Here is a 21,601-nt window from a genome sequence, read left to right as displayed (position 1 = left end):
TCTTACCTTTTTATTTCTGGAGCTTATATTTTTCAGAATCAATCTCTGAAAACTTTACTTTTTCTTTTTTGTACATTTTTATTTTCACTTTTTTTAACATTCTGGTGTTGACTTTTACATTTATTCTTTTTAGTTCATCATTTTTCTCCTCTAAATCTGTTAACATAGAGAATTGTTTTATATAAGCTTCATTTGCATCTTTTATTAGTTGAAAATGCTGTTCAAAAAGTTTCTATTGGGAAGCTTAAAAAATTAGCCGAAAAAGAAATAAGAGACGTATACTATCTAACATTAAATAACGAATGACACCCTCATGGTGTCATTTTAATATTCCAAAGGATAAATATTCAGATAGTTTTATCAAAAAATCTTCTTTATTTTTTATAGTATTTTCAAATAAATACTCAATACCTGTATAATGTGAAACTCCCATTAAAAACATAGCCGTCATTTCTTTATTATTATTTTTGATATTCTCTAAATTTTCTAAATATCCTTTTTTAAAATCCTCATAGTATTTTTTTACTTCATCATTAACGACAAATTCAGCTTCTCTTATTATCTCATAATAATTTCTATTTTTAGAAAAAAATTCTAAAAACAAATATATACCAACAATTTCTTTTTCCAATCTATTCAAATGTTCGGGTATATTCCTTGAGATAAAGAATCGTGTTTTACGACTTATTTGTTTTACAATTTCTCTTAAAAATTCTTCTTTGCTTGAAAAATAAATATAAAAAGTCCCTACAGCAAGATTCACATAATTTGTTATCTCAAAAATTTTAACTTTATGAAATCCCTTTTTACTAAAAAGCTCTATGCCTGCTTCTATTAAAACTTGCTTTGTTGTTTTTTCTAATTCTTCACAATCCCTAATATTCAAATTAAATAAATTTTCTTTTACTTTTTCTTCAAAAATACCATTGAAAATCATGTCATAAAAAATTTTTTCTTCCAAATTAATCCATCCATATGATGACATAATCCCTAAAAATCTCAATCCGCCTATTATATATATGTAATCTACTTCATTAATTTTTCTATCAAAAATTTTTCCCAATATATCAATATATATATTTCTTAATTTTTTTTCATATTTTGGAAATCGATATTGTCCTTCTCTAAAGATTGTCACAAGAGGTTTATATTTTATTGCTGCTTCAAATACTATATTGAAAAATGATTTTAGTTTTTCTTCTACAGTATTACCATAAAATTGATAAAATTCCTTTTCAAATACATCTAATAAATCTTTTAATAAAAACTCAAAAAGTTCTTGTTTATTCTTAAAATAATTATAAAATACACCATTTGATAATTCTGCATTTCTACAAATTTCAGCTACAGAAACGGTATCATACCAACGTTTTGAAAATAATTCAATTGCGGATTCAATAAGTTTTTCTTTTACATTTCTCTTTTTTTTCATAGCATCAACTCCAAAAATCAAAAATTTTTCATTATCTCCTTAAATAACTCAGGATCTTCAACAATTATAGAATGCCCTGCATGTTCAATAATTTTTATTTCGCCCTTTAAATATCGAATAGTGTTTTTAGCCATTTCTTCGGTTATTAATAAATCTTTTTTACCCACAATGAATAAAACTTTATTCTTATAATTTTTTGCTAAATTTATATAATTAACTCTTTCTAAAGCTCGTGCATTCTCTGTAAAACATTCTTCTTTCATTAGTAATGCTTCATTAGTTAATTCATCGAGGAGTTTTTCATCTTTATTTTCTGGCATAATTCCATTTAAAGCTTGTTTTAATAATGTTTTATTACCTTTATACATTTCCAAAATAGGGTAATATTCCTCAGGTGTTTTTAATCCGTCAATTGGTGCTGAATCAATCAAAATCATTTTTTCGGATTTTTCTGGGTATCTAAAACTTAAAGATTGAGCAACTGCTCCTCCCAAAGAATGTCCTACTATAATAGCTTTTTCTATCTGTAATTTATCCATAAACATTTTCACATAATCTGCATATAAATCTATATCACATTTTTCTATTCTATCACTTCTCCCAAAATTAGGTAAATCCAGAGCATATGTATGATATCCTTCTATATCCATAACTTTTTGATACCAACGAGCAGATGCAAAATTTCCATGTATCATTATAACAGGTTTTCCATTACCATTCTCATAATAACAAATTTTCTTATTGTTAACTTTAATATATTTTTCCCCCATATTTTTCCGCCTCCATGCACTTTTTTTTATTTTAACATATGGTATCTCAAAATACTTATAAAATCCCATTAATAATCCGTAAAAAATACCTTTTGGAAAAAACAACACAAATATTATTAATAGTGTTCCAAAAATTAAAGACATTGGTATTGAAGATCTTGAAAATAAAAATGGTAATCCAGTTATAATAGTAGCACCTATTAATCCCCCATGTATTGTAGAAATTCCTCCGATAATAATCATAGCTAATAAATCCAATGATGTGGATAAACCAAAATCAGAGGGAGAAACATATCCTAATGTATGTGCATATAATGTTCCAGAAATTCCACCTAAAATAGCACTAATAACAAATGCATGCAATTTTATATATGATATATTTATCCCATAGGCTTTAGAAGCTACTTCGCTTTCTCTTACCATTTTATATTTTATACCAATAGGTGAATTTATTATTTTTAAAGCAAAAAAAGTTAATATTACATAAAAAATTAAATTAATTATATACATTCCAAAGTCATTTCTAATTAATGGCGGAACATTTCTTAATCCTATATGTCCACCCAGTGGTTCTATTGCACCTATTAATTGCTCAATTGCAATACCAAATGCCATTGTAGCAATTGCTAAGTAAAATCCTTTTAATCTCAAAGCTGGTAATCCTATTAATAATCCCAATATTGCCGATAACACTATGGAAATAAATAAATTCACTATAAAAGGCATGTGAAAATTTAAAGTTAAATATGCTGTAGTATATGCACCAATTGCCATAAATGCTCCATGACCAATAGAAATTTGTCCAGCATATCCCGATATAATATTTAAACCTAATGCGGATATGGAAAATATTAAAATACTTGAAAAAATCAATAAAATAAATGGCTTAGATATAAATATCAAACCCAATATTACACCAAATAATAAAATATATAATGATTGCTTCATCTTAAACTCTCCCTTCAAAACCTTTAGAGAATATTCCAGAGGGCTTTACCACTAACATAATAATAATTAAAGCTAACACTATAGATAATTGAAAATCAGGAGAAATATACATACCAACTATTTTTTCAAGTATCCCTAAAATAATTCCACCAAAAATAGCTCCAAACAAACTAGAAAAACCACCTAAAACACCTGCAGTAAATCCATATAATTGCATATTAATCATCATATTAGGATGTATATATTCTTTAGGAGCTATTAATACACCTACTAATGCAGAGAGCATAATTCCTATACCCCACACTATGGAATCTATTTTGTTTATACTAATTCCTACTACACCAGCACCAATTTCATCTTGAGATCTTGCCCTTATCGCAGTTCCTAATTTAGTAAATTTCAAAAATAATGCCATTATAATAGCCACCGATAGCGAAATAATTGTAATTCCCAAATCATTTATAGGCATAACTAATATATTTTCTCCTAAATGCATTATTAATGGTGGACCTGTAAATAATTCTGGAAAAGATTGATAATCAGTTCCCCAAATTAATACACTCAATCCTTCAAATATCATCAATAATCCTAAAGTAACAATTAACATACCACCATGAGATATATGTTTTATAGGTTTTAGTATTTTATCAATTAAATATCCAAGAAAAAATCCGAAAAATAATGCTGATAATATTGATATAATTAAACTATTAGTAATTGTATATATTGTAAATGCAAAAAATGTTGCTATCATTCCTGCATGTCCATGAGCAAAATTCATAACTCCCACACTTCTAAATATTAAAGCTATTCCAAAAGCCATTAGTCCATATAATGCTCCTTGTGGTATTCCTAAAATAATACTCTGTAATATCAACATTTATCTCACCTACCAAGATAAGCTTTTTTTATTTTTTCATCTTGAAGCATTTCTTTCGCATTACCTGAATGTACTATTTTACCTGTTTCTAAAATATATGCTCTATCACTTATTTTTAAAGCTTTAATAGCATTTTGCTCAACTAACAAAATAGAAATTCCTTCTTTTTTTAATTCAATTAATACATTAAATATTTCATCAACTATAATAGGGGCTAATCCTAAGGAAGGTTCATCAAGCATCAATATTTCAGGATCGCTCATTAATGCTCTTCCAACAGCTAACATTTGTTGTTCTCCGCCAGATAATGAACCAGCAAATTGTTTTCTTCTATCTTTTAAAATTGGAAAAAGATTATACACCTTTTCCAAATTATTTTTTTCATCTCCACGAATAAAACTTCCCATTCTCAAATTTTCTTCAACATTTAATCCTGGAAAAATTCTCCTATTTTCTGGGCAAAGTATAATACCTCTTTTTACTAATCTTTGAGTGCTTTCTTTAGAAATATCTTCTTCATTAAAAAATAATTTTCTTTTGTTTTTTACCAACTTCAAAATCCCAAATAATGTTGATGTTTTGCCAGCGCCATTAGCACCTAATATAGAAACTATTTCACCTTTTTTTACTTCAAAGGAAATACCTTTAACTGCATTTACATGACCATAATTAACCACTAAATTATTTATTTTAAACATTTTCGTTCTCCCCCAAATATACTTTTATTACTTCTTTATTATTAGCTATTTCATCAGGTGTTCCTTCTGCAATTTTTTCTCCAAAACTCATAACAGTTATTTTATCCGAAATGTTCATAACTAAACTCATATCATGTTCTACTAATAATATGGTAATTCCTCTTTTTTTATTAATTAATTTAAAAATATTTTCAATTTCACTGGTTTCTTCAGTATTTAATCCTGCTGCTGGCTCATCAAATAAAATAATTTTTGGATCAGAAACTATCGCACGAGCAATTTCTATTCTTTTTAGAATTCCGTAAGATAATTGTGTTGGATAAGAAGATAATCTATTTTTTATACCTAACAATTCAGCAATTTCAAGAATTTTATCCCTAATATCTTTTTCAAAACTTTTTGATTTTCCATTTATCAATTGAATAATATCTCCATTAAAAATATGTACAATACCAGAATATATGTTTTCGTATACATTTAAAAAATTGAACAATTGCAAATTTTGAAATGTTCTTGTTATTCCTTTATATATAATTTCTTCAGGTTTAACTTTTAATAAGTTTTTTTCTTGAAAATTTACTTCTCCAGTCACAGGTTTTACAACACCTGTTATTACATTAAACAATGTCGTTTTACCAGCACCATTTGGACCAATTAATGAATGTATTTCCCCTTCCTCAATAGTCATATTCATATTCTTTACCGCAGTTAGACCCCCAAATTTAACTGTTATATTTTTTATTTCAAGCATTATTTCACCTCTTTTAATAAAGCGGGGGATTCCCCCGCCAAATATTAATTATTATTTATCATAATAAATCCAATTTGTCATTTGTGTCCAAACACCTTTTCTAACTCTTAGTACATACATTGATTGCTTACCTAATCTACAAGTATTATCATTTGGATCATATGGTTTATATGTTATTTCATGAGCTAACATTCCAGACCACTTATTCATACTTTCCAACGCTTTCACTAAATTTTCTCTAGTTAAATCTTTACCTGCTCTTTGTAATCCTTCAACAAAAACTTCTGCTGCTATCATGCCAGCAATAGCATATGCATTAGGCATTTGATTATAATATTTTTTATAAATTTGGAAAGGTTTTAAATCAGGTTTAGAAAAATCCACATTTACCCATGCCATAGCTTCTACACCTTCTGCAGCGTCTTTAGCTAAATATATATAAGAAGTATCTGAGTTAGCATAAGTTAATACATACTTTTGTCTTTTTAATCCATATTGTTTTGCCTGTTTTACAAAATTAACTGATTGAGGTATAAATAACATTACAGCAATTGCATCTGGTTGTTTTGCAATTAATTTAGTAATTTCTGTTGAGAAGTCATTAACAGTTGGATTAATAGCAATTGTTTCTACAGGCTTCATTCCATATTTATCTTTTAATGTTTCTAGTGCAGATTTTAAAAATTCTTTACCAGCATCATCGTTTCTATAGACTATAGCTATTTTTTTTGATCTTTTTGTTTTTACTAAATAATTCATTACAATATTACCTTCCAAAGTATAATTTGGTTGAACTGGAAATATATACTTTTTAGGTGGAATAGCTAATAATGATGATCCACTAGCTTGATATACATACGGAACCTTTTTCTCGTTTACATAATCCATTACTGCTAAATTTCCTGGAGTTCCTAATCCACCTACTAATGCAAACACTTTATCATTTTCTATCATTCTTTTTACTTCAACCGTAGTTTTTGCAGGATTAAATTGATCATCAGCAACTATCAAATTAATTTTTCTTCCATAAACTCCTCCATTTTCATTAATGTAATTAAAATATGCATTCATACCATTTGCAACACTTTGACCAATAACTGCAACTGGACCAGACATAGCCTGAAATGTTCCTATTTTTATTTCTGTATCAGTAACCCCATCTTCTGCAAAAACAAAACTCATCATTAAAACAATACTTAAAACTAATAATAATACCTTTTTCATTCTAATGCCCCCCTTATAAATATCCTAATTTTTTAGCTTCTTTTTTTAATTCATCTCTAAAATCCGGATGAGAAATATTTATCATTGCTTTTACTCTTTCTCTGAAACTTTTACCTCTTAAATGCGCAACTCCATATTCAGTTACCACATAATCTAAATCTTGCCTTGGAACAGTTACATAAGAACCTTGAGGTAACATAGATACAATAGTTGAAATAGTACCTTTTTTAGCTGTAGATCTTAATGCTATAATACCTTTTCCATTTTTACTCATCACAGCACCTCTATGAGTATCCAATTGACCTCCTGTACCAGAATATTGTTTATTACCAAGCGACTCCGAACATACTTGACCACTTAAATCTATAGTAATAGCTGTATTAATACTTACCATATTATCATTTTTAGCTATAATATATGGATCATTGACATACCGTCCTCTCATAATCCATACTCCTGGATTGTTATTTAACCATTCATACATTCTTTTTGTTCCTAAAGCAAAAGTACAAACAAATTTTCCTTTCCAAAGTGTTTTTTTCATATTTGTTATTGCTCCAGCTTCAAAAAGATCTATCATTGATTCTGTAAACATTTCAGTATGAATTCCTAAATCTTTTTTATGATTTAATAGCTTCGCAACAGCATTAGGAATGCCTCCTATTCCTATTTGTAATGTTGAGCCATCATCTACTAATTCTGAAATATATTGTGCAATTATTTTTTCTGTTTCAGTTGGTTCAACAATAGGTAATTCTGGTATATCCCATGAATTTTCCACAATGTAATTTGCTTGTGATATATGTACTTGAGTTTCACCATGTGTCCAGATAAATTTCTCATTTACTTCTAAAATTACCACATCAGCATTTTCCAAAACATCAAGTTCATATACATTTGATATACCTAAATTAAAATAACCAGTTTTTTCATGCATTGGTGTAACTGTTCCCCAAAATATAACTACATTCCCCTCTTCTTTTTCAGTCATTAACTTGTCAGTTCCTGCCATATGTAAATTATTTGGTATAAAATCAACTGTATTTAATCCCATTTTTTGCGCTTTTCTTGTAGGAGGACTTAAAAACCATGAATGATTGTCATATATATCTTCATATTCTTCATTCATAAAAAAATCATATTCCTTCATATTCAAACAAGTAACTACTTTTAATCTTTCAAAATGATCCTTATACTTATGCAAATTTTCCAATAATCCTTGTGCCTCTGCAGAAGCTAAACCAGTTATAATAGTTGCTCTTTTAGGTAAAGAAAGAATAGCTTCTTCTATACTTTTTAATCTATTTTCATACATAGCTTTCCACATGTTATCACCCCTTAAAGTCTCCCCATTTTACAACTGCAGATGCCCAAACAAAACCTAAACCAGCACCCACCATTACTATATTGTTACCATCTTTAATTTTTCCAGATTTCAAACCTAATTCAATTGATAATATTTGATCATTTTGTCCAATATGCCCATAATTTTCCAAATAAATAGATTGTTCTTCTTTTAATCCTAATTCTTCTAAAACAGCATAATGCGCAGAACGTTTAAAATGTAATATTGCTAAATAATCAATATTCTTTCGAGATAGTTTGGATTTTTCTAAAGATTTATCAATTACATAATAAAAATTTGGCATTGTCTTTTCTTTTAGTTTTTCTTTAAAACTTTCAACATCTCTAATAACAAAATGCATTCTATTTACATCTTTTTCTTCCATTGGCCATTTTTTTGTTCCACCAACTTCTACTACACAATCTTCTGAAAAAGAACCATCACCTTTAAAGGCTGTACCTAAAATAACATTTTTATTATAATTCTTTCTTAAAACCATAGCAGCCCCACCTGCGCCAATATCAAACATAAAAGAGGTTCCTTTTATGCTATAATTAATTAAATCCCCATTTCTATAACCACTTACTAATAATACAGTATTTAAATCTTCATTAGCAATCATCATTGAGCGAGCAACTTCCATACCAGTCATCATAGAGCCACACATAGCCTCCATATCAAATGACCAAGCATTTACTGCACCTATTTCATCTGCTATTTTTAGGCCTGCCAACCAACAAGGATAATCTTTATGTTGTCCGCCGTTCCATATTACTAAATCAATCTCTTCAGGATTTATGTTAGCATTTTCTATTGCTCTCTCTGCTGCTTTTATACCCATATAACTTGTTGTATCATTAGGTCCTGGAATAGGTTTCTTTAAAACACCAAACTTTTCTTTAATAATTTCAGCAGGAATTTCACTCTTTTCTGCTATTTCTTCTGCTGTAATATAAGTTTCTGGTATATATGTTCCAATTCCCATTATTCCAACATTCATTATTTCACCTTCTATGTATTATCACAAATTTTTAATAACAATAGCGGTACCCATACCTCCACCAATACATAATGATGCTAATCCATATTCTAAATTCCTCTTTTTCATTTCATATAATAATGTTACTGTTATTCTGTTTCCTGATGCTCCTATTGGATGTCCTAACGCTATTGCTCCTCCATTTACATTTGTCCTTTCCATAAACCATTCTTTTGTTACTCCATATTTTTCACTGAGTTCTTTTATTACTGCTATCGATTGTGCTGCAAATGCTTCGTTTAATTCTATTAGTTCCATTTGTTCTAATTTTATTCCTTTTTTTTCTACTAAGTTTGTTATCGCTGCTACTGGTCCCATTCCCATTATGCTTGGATCTACTCCTCCTTGTTCATAGGCTATTATTTCCGCTAATGGTTTTAGGCCATATTTTTTTACTGCACTTTCTGATGCTAGTATCATTGCACTTGCTCCATCGTTTATTCCTGATGAGTTCCCTGCTGTTACTGTCCCATCTTTTTTGAATGCTGGTCTGAGTTTTGCTAATGTTTCTTTTGTTGTTCCAAATCTTGGATATTCGTCTGTGTCAAATATTTTTGTTTCTTTTCTTGTTTTTATTTCTATTGGTACTATTTCGTCTTTGAATTTACCTTCTTTTATCGCTTTTTCTGCTCTTTGCTGACTTATTGCTGCAAATTCATCTTGTTCTTCTCTTGTTAATCCATATTTTTCTACTATGTTTTCTGCTGTTACTCCCATGTGATATTGATTGAATACGTCTGTTAATCCATCATATACCATGTGATCTATCATTTCTATGTTTCCAAACTTTAGTCCAAATCTTGCTTTTGCTGGTAGCAACATCGGTGCATTTGACATGCTTTCCATTCCTGCTGCTACTACTATTTCTGAATTTCCCAATTTTATTTCATTTGCTGCTAACATTATTGCTTTCATTCCACTTCCACATACCATATGTACTGTATATGCTGGTTTTTCTACTGGTATTCCTGCATATATTGCTGCTTGCCTTGCTGGTCCCATTCCTTGTCCTGCCATTAATACGTTCCCTGCTACTGTGTGATCTACTTGTTCTGGTGCTACTCCTGCTTGTTCTAATGCCCCTTTTATTGCTTCTGCTCCTAATTCTGCTGCTTTTTTGTCTTTTAAGGTCCCTCCAAAACTCCCTATTGCTGTCCTTTTGGCTCCTACTATATATACTTTTTCCATTTCTTTTCCTCCTTTTTTCCTTCTTTTATTTTTTCTTTTTATTTTTTTATAGTACTAATCCACCATCTACACTTATTACTTGCCCTGTTATAAAACTACTTTCATCACTTGCTAGGAATAATGCTGTGTTTGCTATTTCTTCTGGTTCTCCCATTCTTTGTAATACTGTTTTGCTTTTTACCATATTTATTACTTTTTCTGGTAAATCTTTTGTCATTGGTGTTTTTATGAATCCTGGTGCTATTGCATTTACTCTTACTTGTGCCCCTTTTCTTGCAAATTCTTTTGCCCATGTTTTTGTCATTGCTATTACTCCACCTTTTGTTGCTGCATAATTTGTTTGTCCTATGTTTCCATATATCCCTACTACTGATGATATGTTTATTATTGATCCTTTCCCTGCTTTCATCATTTCTGGTCCAAATTGTTGGGTCATGTTAAATACTCCTTTTAAATTTACATCTATTACCATATCCCAATCTTCTTCACTCATCTTTTGTATTAATGCATCTCTTGTTATTCCTGCATTATTTACTAATACATCTACTTTCCCTTCTTCCGCTATTACTTTTTCTTTAAACTCTGCTATTGCTTTTCTATCTGTTACACTTAATTTATATCCTTTTACATTTTCATATTTATTTTCTAATTCTTTTAATCCTTCTTCATTTAAATCACATGCATATACTACTTTTGCTCCTTCTTCTGCAAATCTTTCCACCATCGCTCTTCCTAATCCCCTTGCTCCTCCTGTTACTATACATACTTTCCCTTCCATTCTCATTACTCTTTCCCTCCTGTTTCTAATATATGAATCATTTCTCATTATTTATGAATCACTTCTCATTTTAACTCTTTTTACATTTAAATAAAAATACGTTAATAGCTAATTATCTTTTATTTTAATTGATTATTTTCAATTAAAGTTAATTATTTCTTATTTATTGAATATTTCTTTTTTTGATTTTTTATATTTTATGTTATAATTAAATAAATATATTGAGGGGTGATTCATATGTTTTTTGAAGAATTAGGTATATATTATGAAGTTTATGGAGAAGGCAATCCATTAATATTATTAAATGGAATAATGATGAATACTGTAAGCTGGTTAGAACATATAAGATTTTTAAGCAAATATTTCAAAGTAATAGTTTATGACATGAGAGATCAGGGAAAATCGGAAAAATTAAATGAAGAATATAATATATCAATTCATTCAGAAGATTTAAAAAAATTAATAGATTATTTAGGTTTTAAAAAAGTAAATTTACTTGGATTATCCTATGGAGGTCAGGTTGCGGAGATTTTCGCTTCTAAATATCCTGAATATATTGATAAATTAATATTATCAAATACTACTTATAGAGTGGATAATTTTTTGGCTTCTATTGGAGAAGCTTGGAAAGTTGCTGCGAAAAGTTATAATGGTGAAATATTTTTTGACCTTGCTTTACCCTTTATTTATTCAAAAACTTTTTATAATTATAATTTTGAATGGTTACAAAATAGAAGAAAAATATTTAAAGAATTGCTAACAAAAGAATGGTTTGATAGTTTTATTAGATTGGCATCATCAAATACTACTTTTGATGTTTCTGATGATTTAGAAAAAATTAAATGTGAAACATTATTAATAGCTGCAGATGAAGATATTATTACTCCAATTTCTGATATGATGTATATTAATAATAAAATTAAAAATTCGGAACTTATAATAATAAAAAATGCTGGCCATGCAGCATTTTTAGAAAAACTAAATACATATTGTAATTTAATTAAAGGTTTTTTGATATAAATATATATATCGAATAAATATTTTAAAAAATAAGAGTAATTAATACTGGAATTAAAATTGAAAGAATAACTCCTTGACCAAAGCTTATAAGTATTTTTTCTTTTTTTACACTTTTAGATACAACTCCAAGTAATGTATCCATTGCTGGAGCGCCAGCTATTCCAATAGCACCATACTCAGAAAATTTAGCATATAATGGAATCAAAAGTATTCCCATTATTTCTCTAAATACATTCGATAAAAAAGCCACCGCTCCAAGAAAAGGTGAATACATTGAACTTATCATTACACCAGATAAGGAATACCATCCCATTCCTGCTGCGGCTCCAAGGGCCTCTTTAAAATTCAATTCTGTAAAAAATGAAACAAATCCTCCAAAAACAAGACTTCCTATTATTACTAAAAATGTTTGAACAAAAATAACTTTTAAACTACTTTTTATTTTTAATAAAATTTTTTCTTCAGAGCCAATATCAATACCAACAGAAAATACAAGAACCATAAGTAAAATTGTAATTAAATTTTCCGGAATTGGAATATTGACAAAATACCCCAGAAGAATTCCCAAAGCCACCGATGAAATTAATAATATCATTTTTTATCACTCTTGTTCAAAAATTTTTTCTCATATATGGTGGGTAATAAAGCACTTCCAATTATAGCAAATAATGCAATTAAGAAAGACAAATAACCTATTTCAGATAATTGCTTTATTAAATTTTTATCAGATCCTAACTCAAAACCCATAAAAAATAACAATAATACTGTCACAACAGTGACAGTATTCCATTTTTTTAAAATTTTTAATTTACCTCTCATCCCTAAAAGAAAACCTATCAAAAACGCAATTAATATTAAATAAAGCATTCATCACCTCATTAATGAGCATTTTTATAATATAAATCAATTATTAATTTTACTTCTCCTGAACCTTTGTCAAGCATTTTTGCTATTTCATTTATACTTTTTCCATTATTATAATATTCAATTATTTTTTCCTTTAATATCTGCTCCGGACTTTTTTCTGATTCTTTTTTTATTTCTTCGTTAGTATTATTTTTATATACGTTTTGAAATTTATAATATTCATTTGTCTTAATTTTTTCTTCATGAGTCTCTATTTCTGGAACTTCCATCTTTTCAGAATCGACACTGGAAAAATGAGATTTTTCTTTCTTTACTCTTTCAAATGTTTTAATTCTTTTTAATTCATCATTCTTTTTTTCCAAATCTGTTAACATGGAAAATGATTTCATATAAGCTTCATCTGCATCTTTTATTAATTGATCTAATATTTCAATTTTGTTATCTAAAGCTCTTAATCTAGACGAAGTTATTTTTTGAAATCTTGCTAATAAAGTATTTGATTGATCTTCAATAGACGAATCAATAGATATAGAGAAATTATTAAATTTTCTCCATAATGATATTAATAATGATAAATTAATTAAAGAAACTATGGATAATAGTATTAACCACACAAAAATAATAAATGTTACCATTTTTATTTCCTTTCTAATGTTACTGTTGGAAATTCTATTTCACCAATATTTTTCCACAATAAATAATCATCTTTAATTTCTGTTGGATTTGGAACAACCTCCAAAAATTCCCAATTGTCAGGCTTATAAATATACAATGTTGCATTTTCTAATTTTATTTTTTGATCATTTAAAGAAAATTGGTATTTATTATCCCCTATTTTTTGAACAAAACCTTTTATTTCAGATTTTTCTACAACATTTATTCTATAACCATCATTTACACTAACTGTTGATTGAACACTTATGAGTTCAAAATTTCTACCTGTCTTCTTTTTTAAATTTTCTATAAAATCTTCATATACTTTTCTCTTTTCGTTATCAGGTTTTTTATAACTTGCTAATAACGTATTATATGATTTTTCATCTTTTGCTTGTACAGTAACTTTAGATAACATTACTACATTTCCATTATCTTGTATATAATAATAATTATCATTATTTACTATATCAAAATCTACTCTAGCATTTCTTGCCATAAATATGTTAATGATACTAATACCAGCTATGAATATTAATGCAATTATGATAAAATTACTTGAACCTTTTTTCTGGGGTTTTTCTGACATTTAAAATACCTCCTTGAAATTTTATATTTTCTTATTATATAATACCACAAAATGTGGTAAAATTAAAGAAGTATTTAGAAAAAGGAGGAGATTTTGTGAGAGTATTAAGTGGAATGCGTGCTACTGGAAAATTACATTTAGGACATGTTTTAGTTTTAGAAGATTGGAAAAAATTGCAAGACGATGGAAATGAAACATATTTTTTTGTTGCTGACTGGCACGCTTTAACTACCCATAAAGAGGAAAGTCATATTATATATCAATCAACTCTTGATATAGTAAGAGGATATTTAGCTGCTGGTATAGATCCAGAAAAATCTGTGATCTTTGTTCAATCTGCTATTAAAGAACATGCGGAATTATATTTATTATTTAATATGCTTATTTCTGTAAGTAGATTAGAAAGAATTCCTACATATAAAGAATTAAAAGAAAATCTTGAAAACAGGGATCTATCTACAGCTGGTTTTCTAACTTATCCCGTTTTACAAACTGCTGATATATTAATTTATAAGGCTAATGCTGTTCCTGTAGGAGAAGACCAATTATATCATATTGAATTAAGTCGAGAAATTGCCAGAAGATTTAATAATTTATACAAAGAAGTATTTCCAGAACCAAACCCTATTGTTACAAGAATCCCAAAACTTCCTGGAACTGATGGAAGGAAAATGTCCAAGAGTTATGGGAATATTATAATGATAGATGAAACAGAAGAAAGTCTCAAAAAGAAAGTTATGCCTATGATGACCGATCCTGCAAGAATGAGGCGAACTGATCCAGGAGACCCAGAAAAATGCCCTGTTTGGGATTATCATAAAGCATTTACACATAACAAAGAAGAATTAGATTGGGTTGTAAAAGGATGTAAAACAGCTGAAATAGGTTGTGTTCAATGTAAAAAACTTTTATTAAAAAATATGGAAGAAAGATTAAAACCTATATGGGAAAAATATAATAAAATCTCAGATGAGGACGTATTAAATGTAATTCATGAAGGAAATAAAAAGGCCTCTGAAGTTGCAAAAAAAACATTATCAGAAGTTAGGGAGGCAATGAATCTTAGGTGGTGAAAACATATGTTTTCGGATTTAACTATAGAATTAGATATATTTTCTGGCCCATTTGAAGTATTAGTTGAATTAATTAAAGAAAAAAAAATACCTGTGAGATTACTATCTGTTTCAAAAATAGCCGATATTTTCAATAGTTACATTGAAAAGAATTTTGATAATCTCGATGATGTTGGTGAATTTTTAAGGATAGCTTCATATCTTACATTATTAAAGTCAAAAGAGTTGCTTCCTCGTTCTGAAGATGATAAAGAATTTACAAGACAAAGAAATACATTATATAACATAATAGAAGATTATGAGAAAATAAAAGAAACAATGGAAAAAATTCAAAAAGATTTCGGAAAAAATAATATTAAAAAAGCGATAAAGGTTAAATCTGCAAGGTTTGATAAAAACAAAATCCATGAACAGTTAGAATTTTATATGCATGATTATTTACAAATTCAACGAAAATTAGAAATTTTAAGAGAAAGTTTTACTGTAGAAGAAGCTGTTGAAGAATTAAAAAACAAAGAAAGATTTACTTTAAAAGACTTATACATTATATCAAATCAAGAAAGGCTTAAATTTATTGTGTATTTTCTTGCTTCTCTGGTTTTAGTAAGAAATGGATTACATTATGTAAATGAAAATTATGAGTTTATAAAAAACAAGGAAGAGGTGGCAGTAAGTGCAAAATAAGCATCTTATGCCTATTATCGAAGCAATGTTATTTTCAAAACCAACAGGATTTAGTTCTAAAGAAATCGCCGAAAAATTAAATGAAACAGAAGAAAAAGTTAATACAGTGTTAATAGATATATGGGAACATTATAATTCTGAAATCCATGGTATAGAACTGGAAAATTTTGAAGGAAAATATAGATTTACTATAAAAAATGAAATTAAATCTATATTAACTCCGAGACCACGAACCTTCTCACTTACTGAATCCCAATTTGAAATATTAGCTATTTTGTTATTAAACGGACCATCTTCAACAACAGAAATAGAAAAATCACGGGGGAAATCCTCTTATCATCAAATAAAAAAATTAATGGAAATGGGTTTAATTGTTAAAAAAAGAAAAAAAAATACAAAAAATCGTTATCTTTATGATTTATCTGAAATGTTTTTCGAGTTATTACCTGAAAAAACAATAAATGAATTAAGAGGTGCTAAAATTGATAAAGCTTCAAACGTTTCTCCAAAAGATAGGTGAAGGATCTAGGAGAGAAATCGGAAATTTAATTGTATCAGGAAAGGTTAAGGTTAATGGAGAAGTTATTAGAGAACCATGGTTTAAGATTGTTGAAGAAGATATTATAGAAATATATGATAAAAAAATTCATGTAAAAGATAAAATTCAAGAAACAGAAAATTATGTATATTATTTAATTCATAAACCTGTGGGTTATTTATCTGCATTAAAAGATGATAGGGGTCGAAAAACTATCACAGACTTAATAAAAGGAAAAATAAATGAACATGTTTTTCACGTTGGGAGATTAGATTATAACACTTCCGGATTAATGCTGCTAACCAATGATGGTGATTTAGCAAATCTGTTATTACACCCTAAAAAGAAAATTTATAAAACTTATAAAGCATTATTAAACAAACATATTAAAGAAAAAGATTTAAAACATTTAGAAGATGGGATTATAATAGAGGGTGGTTATAAAACTCAACCTGCAAAAATAGAAAAAGTTCAAAAAAAAGGAAAATATTCTGAAGTTACTCTCAGTATTCATGAAGGAAAAAAACGCCAGGTTAGACTTATGTTTAAAGCTCTTGGATTTAATGTTTTAAAGCTTAAAAGAATTAAATTTGGTCCTTGGTCTATAGATGAAGTAAAAAATCCTGGAGATATTAAAAAACTTGATACAAAAGAAGTTGAAATATTTAAAAAATATTTAAAAGGAAGCTAATGCTTCCTTTTTATTATTTCCCTTGACAGATGAAAATTTTGTGTTATAATTAAATAAAGGCGATAAACTTAAAAAATCTCCTTTTTTTATAATTTTAGATATTCGGGGGTGGCAAGACATGGGTACAATGTTAAATGAAGAAATGTTAAAAATAGTTCAAGCTGAACATCATGATCCGTTTTCTATATTAGGAATCCACAAATTAAATGAAAATGAGATGGTTATTAGAACATTTCATCCTTTTGCAAAGAATATAGAAATAATTAATTTAGATACAAAAACTAAAAGAAAATATAAAATGGAAAAAATACATCCAGATGGTTTATTTGAAAGAGTTTTAAAAAGAAAAACTTTCTTCAAATATGAGTTTTTATATACTGATGATAAGGGAAATACATGGAAGTCAAGAGATCCTTATAGTTTCTTACCTATAATATCAGACTATGATTTATATCTTTTTAATGAAGGAAATAACCATAAAATTTATGAAAAATTAGGTGCTCATCCTATGGAAGTTGATGGTGCAAAAGGCACTTATTTTGCTGTATGGGCTCCTAATGCTAAAAGGGTTAGTGTAGTTGGAAGTTTTAACAATTGGGATGGAAGAGTTCATCAAATGAGAGTTCTTGGTTCATCAGGAGTTTGGGAAATTTTTATTCCGCTTGTTCAAGAGGGTGATTTATATAAATTTGAAATAAAAACAAAAGATGGAAATATTCTTTTAAAATCTGATCCTTATGCATTTTATACTGAATTAAGACCAAATAATGCTTCAGTTGTTTATAATTTTCATAAAAAACACAAATGGAATGATAAAAAATGGATGGAAAATCGAAAAAAAACTAATTGGTTTGAGAAACCTATATCAATATATGAAGTTCATTTAGGATCATGGAAAAGAAATAACAATAATGATTTTTTAAATTATAGAGAATTAGCTCATGAACTTGTAGAATACGTGAAAGAACATAATTATACACATATTGAAATATTACCTATTTTAGAACATCCATTAGATGAATCATGGGGATATCAAGTAACTGGTTATTTTTCACCAACAAGTAGGCATGGTAAGCCAGAAGATTTTATGTATTTTGTAGATTATATGCATCAAAATAATATTGGGGTTATTTTAGATTGGGTTCCTGGCCATTTTCCAAAAGATGCTCATGCTTTAGGAAAATTTGATGGAACAGCATTATATGAACATATGGATCCAAGATTAGGAGAACATCCAGACTGGGGAACATATATTTTTAATTACGGAAGAAATGAAGTAAAAAACTTTTTGATTTCCAATGCACTATACTGGCTAGATAAATTCCATATTGATGGTTTAAGAGTTGATGCTGTAGCCTCTATGCTATATTTGGATTTCAGTAGAAAAGATGGCGAATGGATACCAAATATATATGGTGGAAGGGAAAATTTAGAAGCTATTGAATTTTTAAAATATTTTAACAGTGTTACACATCAATATTTTCCTGGAATTTTAACTATTGCTGAAGAATCTACAGCATGGCCCGGAGTTTCAAAACCAGTAGACTTTGGTGGATTAGGATTTTCAATGAAATGGAATATGGGATGGATGAATGATTCATTAAGATATATTGCTAAAGATCCATTATACAGAAAGCATCATCAAAACGATCTAACTTTTTCCCTCGTTTATGCTTTTTCAGAAAATTATATTCTTGTTTTATCACATGATGAAGTTGTTCATGGTAAAGGGTCTATGATTAACAAAATGCCTGGTGATTATTGGCAAAAATTTGCAAATTTAAGATTGTTTTATTCATACATGTTTGCTCACCCCGGGAAAAAATTATTATTCATGGGAAATGATATTGCTCAATTTAATGAGTGGAACTGTAAAAAATCTTTGGATTGGAATTTATTAGATTTTGATTCCCATAAAAAGATGCTTCAATTAATTACTGATTTAAATAAAATATATAGAGAAAATCCTGCTTTTTATGAATTAGATAATAGTCCTGATGGATTTGAATGGATAGATTATAATGATGCTGAAAATAGTGTTATTTCATTTATTAGAAAAGGAAAAAATGCTGATGAATTAATGGTTGGTGTGTTTAATTTCACTCCTGTAGTTAGATATAATTACAGAATTGGTGTTCCAAGAGAAGGATTTTATAAAGAAATATTAAACACAGATTCAGAAGTTTATTGGGGAAGTAATGTAGGAAACATGGGTGGTTTATATGCAGAAAAAGTCCCATTTCATGGAAGAAATTTTTCTATAAACTTAACGTTACCACCTCTTGCAGGAATGTATTTTAAATGGCAGCCTAAAAAATAATAGCTAAAGCTCCCTTAACGGGAGCTTTTTATATAGTTTCCACATAATCATCACTATTACTAATTAAAGAAAAAGAAATAATCTTTTAATTTCAAGAAAAATATTAATAATTTTCATCAAAAATTTTTTGAATATATATATGGAGCCTAAGTATAATTAGAAACTCTTTATTAGTTTATATCTCAATTATCTCCTACTAATAAAATAATTAAATCATTAACATTTGTGCCAGTAGGACCTAATTTTAATAACGCATTTGCCTCCTCTAATCCATTATAAGTATCATTATTTTCTAAAAAAACTAATGGATCTATTCCTTTTTTTCTAAGACTTACAATTGTGTTACCATCAACAATACCACCAGCAGCATCAGTTGGTCCATCTGTCCCATCGGTACCTACTGAAGCGAAAGCTACGCTTTTTAATCCCGCTATTTCGAGAGCAAAAGAATATGCTAATTCCTGATTTCTTCCTCCCAATCCATTTCCTTTTACGCTTACAACTGTCTCACCACCAGCAATTATTGCACATGTTTTTTCAATTGGATTATTAGATTTCAACTCTTCTTTTGCTATATTTGCTAAAAATTTTCCAGCTTCTTTAGCCTCACAATTTAATGTTGTTGTTAATAATAAGGTATTATACCCTAATTCTTTTGCTTTCTTAATAGCATTTTCACATGCAACATTTAAACTCCCTATTACAACATGTTTAGCATTAGAAATATTCTTTGGCGTTTCTTTCAATAATATATTTTTTATTTTTTCATTTATATTTATATTGTATCTATCTATTATGGATAAAACTTCATCAGTAGTTGTTAAATCTTTATATGATGGCCCTGATGCAATACTATCCAGTCTATCTCCTAATACATCTGAAAGAACTAAAGCATAAATTTTTTTAGGATATACTAGTTCAGCAAATTTGCCTCCTTTTACCTTCGATAACCTTTTTCTTATAGCATTTATTTCTCTAATATCCGCACCAGATTTTAAAAGTTGATCTGTAACGTTTTGCAAATCTTCTAATGTTATCCCTTCTTCCGGAAATTCAAATAAAGCTGATCCACCACCAGAAATTAAGAATAATATGTCATATTCATCATCCAATTTCTCTATTAATTCAAGAACTATTTTTGTTGCTCTAATAGAATTTTCATCTGGAATAGGATGTCCAGCTTCATATATTTCTAAATTATCAATACTACCCATACTATGATTATATTTAGTTATAACAATCCCTTTTTCAATTTTATCCTTTAATTCTTCTTTTGCTGCTTTTGCCATCCTCCAGGCAGCTTTTCCTATAGACAATAAAAATAGCTTTTTTTCTTTAATATCTAATTTTTTCAAATTATTTTTTACAGCGTTTTCAGGCAAAATTGATTCAATAGAACAATCGATTATTTCTTTTAAATCATCTATTAAAATCTCAATCACTCCTTTTTCTTATTTATAATTTAATTATATCATATATAGAAGTATAAAAGGAACCGCAAATGCGATTCCTCAGATTATAGGATATTCAATTGTCATTTGTGCAATCTTATATACTACTTTATTTAAATAATAAGAATTTCCTCCTCCGTTATACCAACTTATAGCATGAGTTATATCACCATGTAATTCTTCTAAATAATACAGGTATGCTGTTCCAACTAAAACATTATATTTAGGATCAAATAACAATCTATCTTTTATCCATTTCAGATCTAAATTATCATATCCATATTTTTTGAATTTATCAATATACATTTCAATAATATATTTAGCTGTTTCCGGTCTAATTTGCATATACCCAACTTCTCCATAAGATCCTATAACATTTCTAAAACTAGTTTCTATATCTATAATAGAAGCTATTAATAAAGGGGATATATCAAATTCTTTAGAGGCCAATAATATACTTTCTGCCAAAGCAACTTTTCTATCTGCCTTTAATTCCTTTCCGGTTGTAAGTTTATATTCCTTGTTCATAAAATCCATTAAAAATAGTTTAACATTAGTTTCATTCGTTAAATTATAACTTTTCACTTCTCCAAATGTTATCAATGAAACAAATAACATTAAGATAACTATATACTTTTTTATAATATCACCTCCATGATTT

At 28.1% G+C, this 21,601-nt stretch carries 22 protein-coding genes; 6 read left to right on the top strand and 16 right to left on the bottom strand.

The genetic code is table 11. The features are described 5' to 3' along the window. Positions 1 to 319 precede the first annotated feature (319 nt). The 10 genes from ACZ5CK_RS04305 to fabG are packed head-to-tail and all read right to left on the bottom strand — an operon-like array spanning position 320 to position 11,059. The gene (locus ACZ5CK_RS04305; protein ID WP_464582665.1) at positions 320 to 1,432 is read right to left on the bottom strand and encodes a TetR/AcrR family transcriptional regulator; all 1,113 of its coding nucleotides are present in this window, start codon (positions 1,430 to 1,432) and stop codon (positions 320 to 322) included. A 17-nt stretch (positions 1,433 to 1,449) separates the two neighbouring features. Further along, a complete protein-coding gene (locus tag ACZ5CK_RS04300; RefSeq protein WP_464582664.1) occupies positions 1,450 to 3,150 on the bottom strand; it encodes an alpha/beta fold hydrolase in 1,701 nt (566 codons plus the stop codon). A 1-nt stretch (position 3,151) separates the two neighbouring features. Beyond that, positions 3,152 to 4,030, bottom strand: a complete 879-nt coding sequence (locus ACZ5CK_RS04295) for a branched-chain amino acid ABC transporter permease (protein WP_464582663.1) — start codon at positions 4,028 to 4,030, stop codon at positions 3,152 to 3,154. Between the two features lie 5 nt (positions 4,031 to 4,035). After that, positions 4,036 to 4,728: an ABC transporter ATP-binding protein gene (locus tag ACZ5CK_RS04290; protein WP_464582662.1), complete on the bottom strand. Its 693-nt coding sequence runs from the start codon at positions 4,726 to 4,728 to the stop codon at positions 4,036 to 4,038. Beyond that, positions 4,721 to 5,479 carry an ABC transporter ATP-binding protein gene (locus ACZ5CK_RS04285; protein ID WP_464582661.1) on the bottom strand — a complete coding sequence of 253 codons (759 nt, stop codon included), beginning with the start codon at positions 5,477 to 5,479 and terminating at the stop codon, positions 4,721 to 4,723. Before ACZ5CK_RS04285 ends, ACZ5CK_RS04290 begins: the two co-directional genes overlap by 8 nt. 51 nt (positions 5,480 to 5,530) lie before the next feature. Continuing rightward, on the bottom strand, positions 5,531 to 6,703 hold the full coding sequence (locus tag ACZ5CK_RS04280) for an ABC transporter substrate-binding protein (RefSeq protein WP_464582660.1): 1,173 nt from the start codon (positions 6,701 to 6,703) through the stop codon (positions 5,531 to 5,533). A gap of 13 nt (positions 6,704 to 6,716) precedes the next feature. Next, positions 6,717 to 8,030 carry an acetyl-CoA hydrolase/transferase family protein gene (locus ACZ5CK_RS04275; RefSeq protein ID WP_464582659.1) on the bottom strand — a complete coding sequence of 438 codons (1,314 nt, stop codon included), beginning with the start codon at positions 8,028 to 8,030 and terminating at the stop codon, positions 6,717 to 6,719. Positions 8,031 to 8,034: 4 nt separating this feature from the next. Next, a complete protein-coding gene (locus ACZ5CK_RS04270) occupies positions 8,035 to 9,048 on the bottom strand; it encodes a 3-oxoacyl-ACP synthase (RefSeq protein ID WP_464582658.1) in 1,014 nt (337 codons plus the stop codon). Between the two features lie 21 nt (positions 9,049 to 9,069). Further along, positions 9,070 to 10,275, bottom strand: a complete 1,206-nt coding sequence (locus tag ACZ5CK_RS04265) for an acetyl-CoA C-acetyltransferase (RefSeq protein WP_464582657.1) — start codon at positions 10,273 to 10,275, stop codon at positions 9,070 to 9,072. A gap of 46 nt (positions 10,276 to 10,321) precedes the next feature. Beyond that, a complete protein-coding gene (gene fabG / locus ACZ5CK_RS04260) occupies positions 10,322 to 11,059 on the bottom strand; it encodes a 3-oxoacyl-[acyl-carrier-protein] reductase (RefSeq protein WP_464582656.1) in 738 nt (245 codons plus the stop codon). Positions 11,060 to 11,290: 231 nt separating this feature from the next. On the opposite strand from fabG, the gene ACZ5CK_RS04255 reads away from it, so the two are divergent. Then, positions 11,291 to 12,073, top strand: coding sequence for an alpha/beta fold hydrolase (locus ACZ5CK_RS04255; RefSeq protein WP_464582655.1), 783 nt, complete (start codon positions 11,291 to 11,293; stop codon positions 12,071 to 12,073). Positions 12,074 to 12,095: 22 nt separating this feature from the next. Here the strand turns inward: ACZ5CK_RS04255 and ACZ5CK_RS04250 are convergent, their stop codons facing one another. From ACZ5CK_RS04250 to ACZ5CK_RS04235, 4 genes are read right to left on the bottom strand one after another with little or no spacing between them, the layout of a single operon-like run. Beyond that, positions 12,096 to 12,668 carry a LysO family transporter gene (locus tag ACZ5CK_RS04250; protein ID WP_464582654.1) on the bottom strand — a complete coding sequence of 191 codons (573 nt, stop codon included), beginning with the start codon at positions 12,666 to 12,668 and terminating at the stop codon, positions 12,096 to 12,098. Further along, positions 12,665 to 12,940, bottom strand: a complete 276-nt coding sequence (locus ACZ5CK_RS04245) for a LysO family transporter (RefSeq protein ID WP_464582653.1) — start codon at positions 12,938 to 12,940, stop codon at positions 12,665 to 12,667. Before ACZ5CK_RS04245 ends, ACZ5CK_RS04250 begins: the two co-directional genes overlap by 4 nt. Positions 12,941 to 12,951: 11 nt before the next feature. Continuing rightward, entirely contained in the window at positions 12,952 to 13,575 is a 624-nt protein-coding gene (locus tag ACZ5CK_RS04240; protein WP_464582652.1) for a DUF6115 domain-containing protein, read from the bottom strand. Positions 13,576 to 13,577: 2 nt separating this feature from the next. Then, positions 13,578 to 14,183, bottom strand: a complete 606-nt coding sequence (locus tag ACZ5CK_RS04235) for a DUF4897 domain-containing protein (RefSeq protein ID WP_464582651.1) — start codon at positions 14,181 to 14,183, stop codon at positions 13,578 to 13,580. Positions 14,184 to 14,278: 95 nt separating this feature from the next. Here ACZ5CK_RS04235 and trpS point away from each other — a divergent pair, with 95 nt between their 5' ends. The 5 genes from trpS to glgB all read left to right on the top strand — a co-directional run bounded on the left by trpS (position 14,279) and on the right by glgB (position 19,489). Next, positions 14,279 to 15,256, top strand: a complete 978-nt coding sequence (trpS, locus tag ACZ5CK_RS04230) for a tryptophan--tRNA ligase (protein WP_464582650.1) — start codon at positions 14,279 to 14,281, stop codon at positions 15,254 to 15,256. Positions 15,257 to 15,262: 6 nt separating this feature from the next. After that, entirely contained in the window at positions 15,263 to 15,940 is a 678-nt protein-coding gene (locus ACZ5CK_RS04225) for a segregation and condensation protein A (RefSeq protein WP_464582649.1), read from the top strand. Then, positions 15,930 to 16,460: an SMC-Scp complex subunit ScpB gene (gene scpB / locus ACZ5CK_RS04220; RefSeq protein ID WP_464582648.1), complete on the top strand. Its 531-nt coding sequence runs from the start codon at positions 15,930 to 15,932 to the stop codon at positions 16,458 to 16,460. The genes ACZ5CK_RS04225 and scpB overlap by 11 nt, the downstream gene beginning before the upstream one ends. After that, the gene (locus ACZ5CK_RS04215; protein WP_464582647.1) at positions 16,423 to 17,169 is read left to right on the top strand and encodes a pseudouridine synthase; all 747 of its coding nucleotides are present in this window, start codon (positions 16,423 to 16,425) and stop codon (positions 17,167 to 17,169) included. Before scpB ends, ACZ5CK_RS04215 begins: the two co-directional genes overlap by 38 nt. 118 nt (positions 17,170 to 17,287) lie before the next feature. Then, positions 17,288 to 19,489: a 1,4-alpha-glucan branching protein GlgB gene (glgB, locus tag ACZ5CK_RS04210; RefSeq protein ID WP_464582646.1), complete on the top strand. Its 2,202-nt coding sequence runs from the start codon at positions 17,288 to 17,290 to the stop codon at positions 19,487 to 19,489. A 182-nt stretch (positions 19,490 to 19,671) separates the two neighbouring features. Here glgB and ACZ5CK_RS04205 read toward each other — a convergent pair whose 3' ends face one another. Together ACZ5CK_RS04205 and ACZ5CK_RS04200 are read right to left on the bottom strand one after the other, a co-directional pair. After that, entirely contained in the window at positions 19,672 to 20,922 is a 1,251-nt protein-coding gene (locus tag ACZ5CK_RS04205; protein ID WP_464582952.1) for a glycerate kinase type-2 family protein, read from the bottom strand. 78 nt (positions 20,923 to 21,000) lie between these two features. Beyond that, a complete protein-coding gene (locus ACZ5CK_RS04200; protein ID WP_464582645.1) occupies positions 21,001 to 21,558 on the bottom strand; it encodes a transglycosylase SLT domain-containing protein in 558 nt (185 codons plus the stop codon). Between the last annotated feature and the right edge of the window lie 43 nt (positions 21,559 to 21,601).

This window comes from Marinitoga okinawensis (assembly GCF_055387075.1).
The sequence above is the reverse complement of the archived record's forward strand: the minus strand, read 5'-3'. Positions and strand labels throughout refer to the sequence as shown.

What these genes read in the sequence shown, in the direction of transcription:
- ACZ5CK_RS04305 (WP_464582665.1), bottom strand. Translation starts at nt 1,432, where the DNA reads ATGAAAAAAAAGAGAAATGTAAAAGAAAAACTTATTGAATCCGCAATT.
- ACZ5CK_RS04300 (WP_464582664.1), bottom strand. Translation starts at nt 3,150, where the DNA reads ATGAAGCAATCATTATATATTTTATTATTTGGTGTAATATTGGGTTTG.
- ACZ5CK_RS04295 (WP_464582663.1), bottom strand. Translation starts at nt 4,030, where the DNA reads ATGTTGATATTACAGAGTATTATTTTAGGAATACCACAAGGAGCATTA.
- ACZ5CK_RS04290 (WP_464582662.1), bottom strand. Translation starts at nt 4,728, where the DNA reads ATGTTTAAAATAAATAATTTAGTGGTTAATTATGGTCATGTAAATGCA.
- ACZ5CK_RS04285 (WP_464582661.1), bottom strand. Translation starts at nt 5,479, where the DNA reads ATGCTTGAAATAAAAAATATAACAGTTAAATTTGGGGGTCTAACTGCG.
- ACZ5CK_RS04280 (WP_464582660.1), bottom strand. Translation starts at nt 6,703, where the DNA reads ATGAAAAAGGTATTATTATTAGTTTTAAGTATTGTTTTAATGATGAGT.
- ACZ5CK_RS04275 (WP_464582659.1), bottom strand. Translation starts at nt 8,030, where the DNA reads ATGTGGAAAGCTATGTATGAAAATAGATTAAAAAGTATAGAAGAAGCT.
- ACZ5CK_RS04270 (WP_464582658.1), bottom strand. Translation starts at nt 9,048, where the DNA reads ATGAATGTTGGAATAATGGGAATTGGAACATATATACCAGAAACTTAT.
- ACZ5CK_RS04265 (WP_464582657.1), bottom strand. Translation starts at nt 10,275, where the DNA reads ATGGAAAAAGTATATATAGTAGGAGCCAAAAGGACAGCAATAGGGAGT.
- fabG (WP_464582656.1), bottom strand. Translation starts at nt 11,059, where the DNA reads ATGAGAATGGAAGGGAAAGTATGTATAGTAACAGGAGGAGCAAGGGGA.
- ACZ5CK_RS04255 (WP_464582655.1), top strand. Translation starts at nt 11,291, where the DNA reads ATGTTTTTTGAAGAATTAGGTATATATTATGAAGTTTATGGAGAAGGC.
- ACZ5CK_RS04250 (WP_464582654.1), bottom strand. Translation starts at nt 12,668, where the DNA reads ATGATATTATTAATTTCATCGGTGGCTTTGGGAATTCTTCTGGGGTAT.
- ACZ5CK_RS04245 (WP_464582653.1), bottom strand. Translation starts at nt 12,940, where the DNA reads ATGCTTTATTTAATATTAATTGCGTTTTTGATAGGTTTTCTTTTAGGG.
- ACZ5CK_RS04240 (WP_464582652.1), bottom strand. Translation starts at nt 13,575, where the DNA reads ATGGTAACATTTATTATTTTTGTGTGGTTAATACTATTATCCATAGTT.
- ACZ5CK_RS04235 (WP_464582651.1), bottom strand. Translation starts at nt 14,183, where the DNA reads ATGTCAGAAAAACCCCAGAAAAAAGGTTCAAGTAATTTTATCATAATT.
- ACZ5CK_RS04225 (WP_464582649.1), top strand. Translation starts at nt 15,263, where the DNA reads ATGTTTTCGGATTTAACTATAGAATTAGATATATTTTCTGGCCCATTT.
- glgB (WP_464582646.1), top strand. Translation starts at nt 17,288, where the DNA reads ATGGGTACAATGTTAAATGAAGAAATGTTAAAAATAGTTCAAGCTGAA.
- ACZ5CK_RS04200 (WP_464582645.1), bottom strand. Translation starts at nt 21,558, where the DNA reads ATGTTATTTGTTTCATTGATAACATTTGGAGAAGTGAAAAGTTATAAT.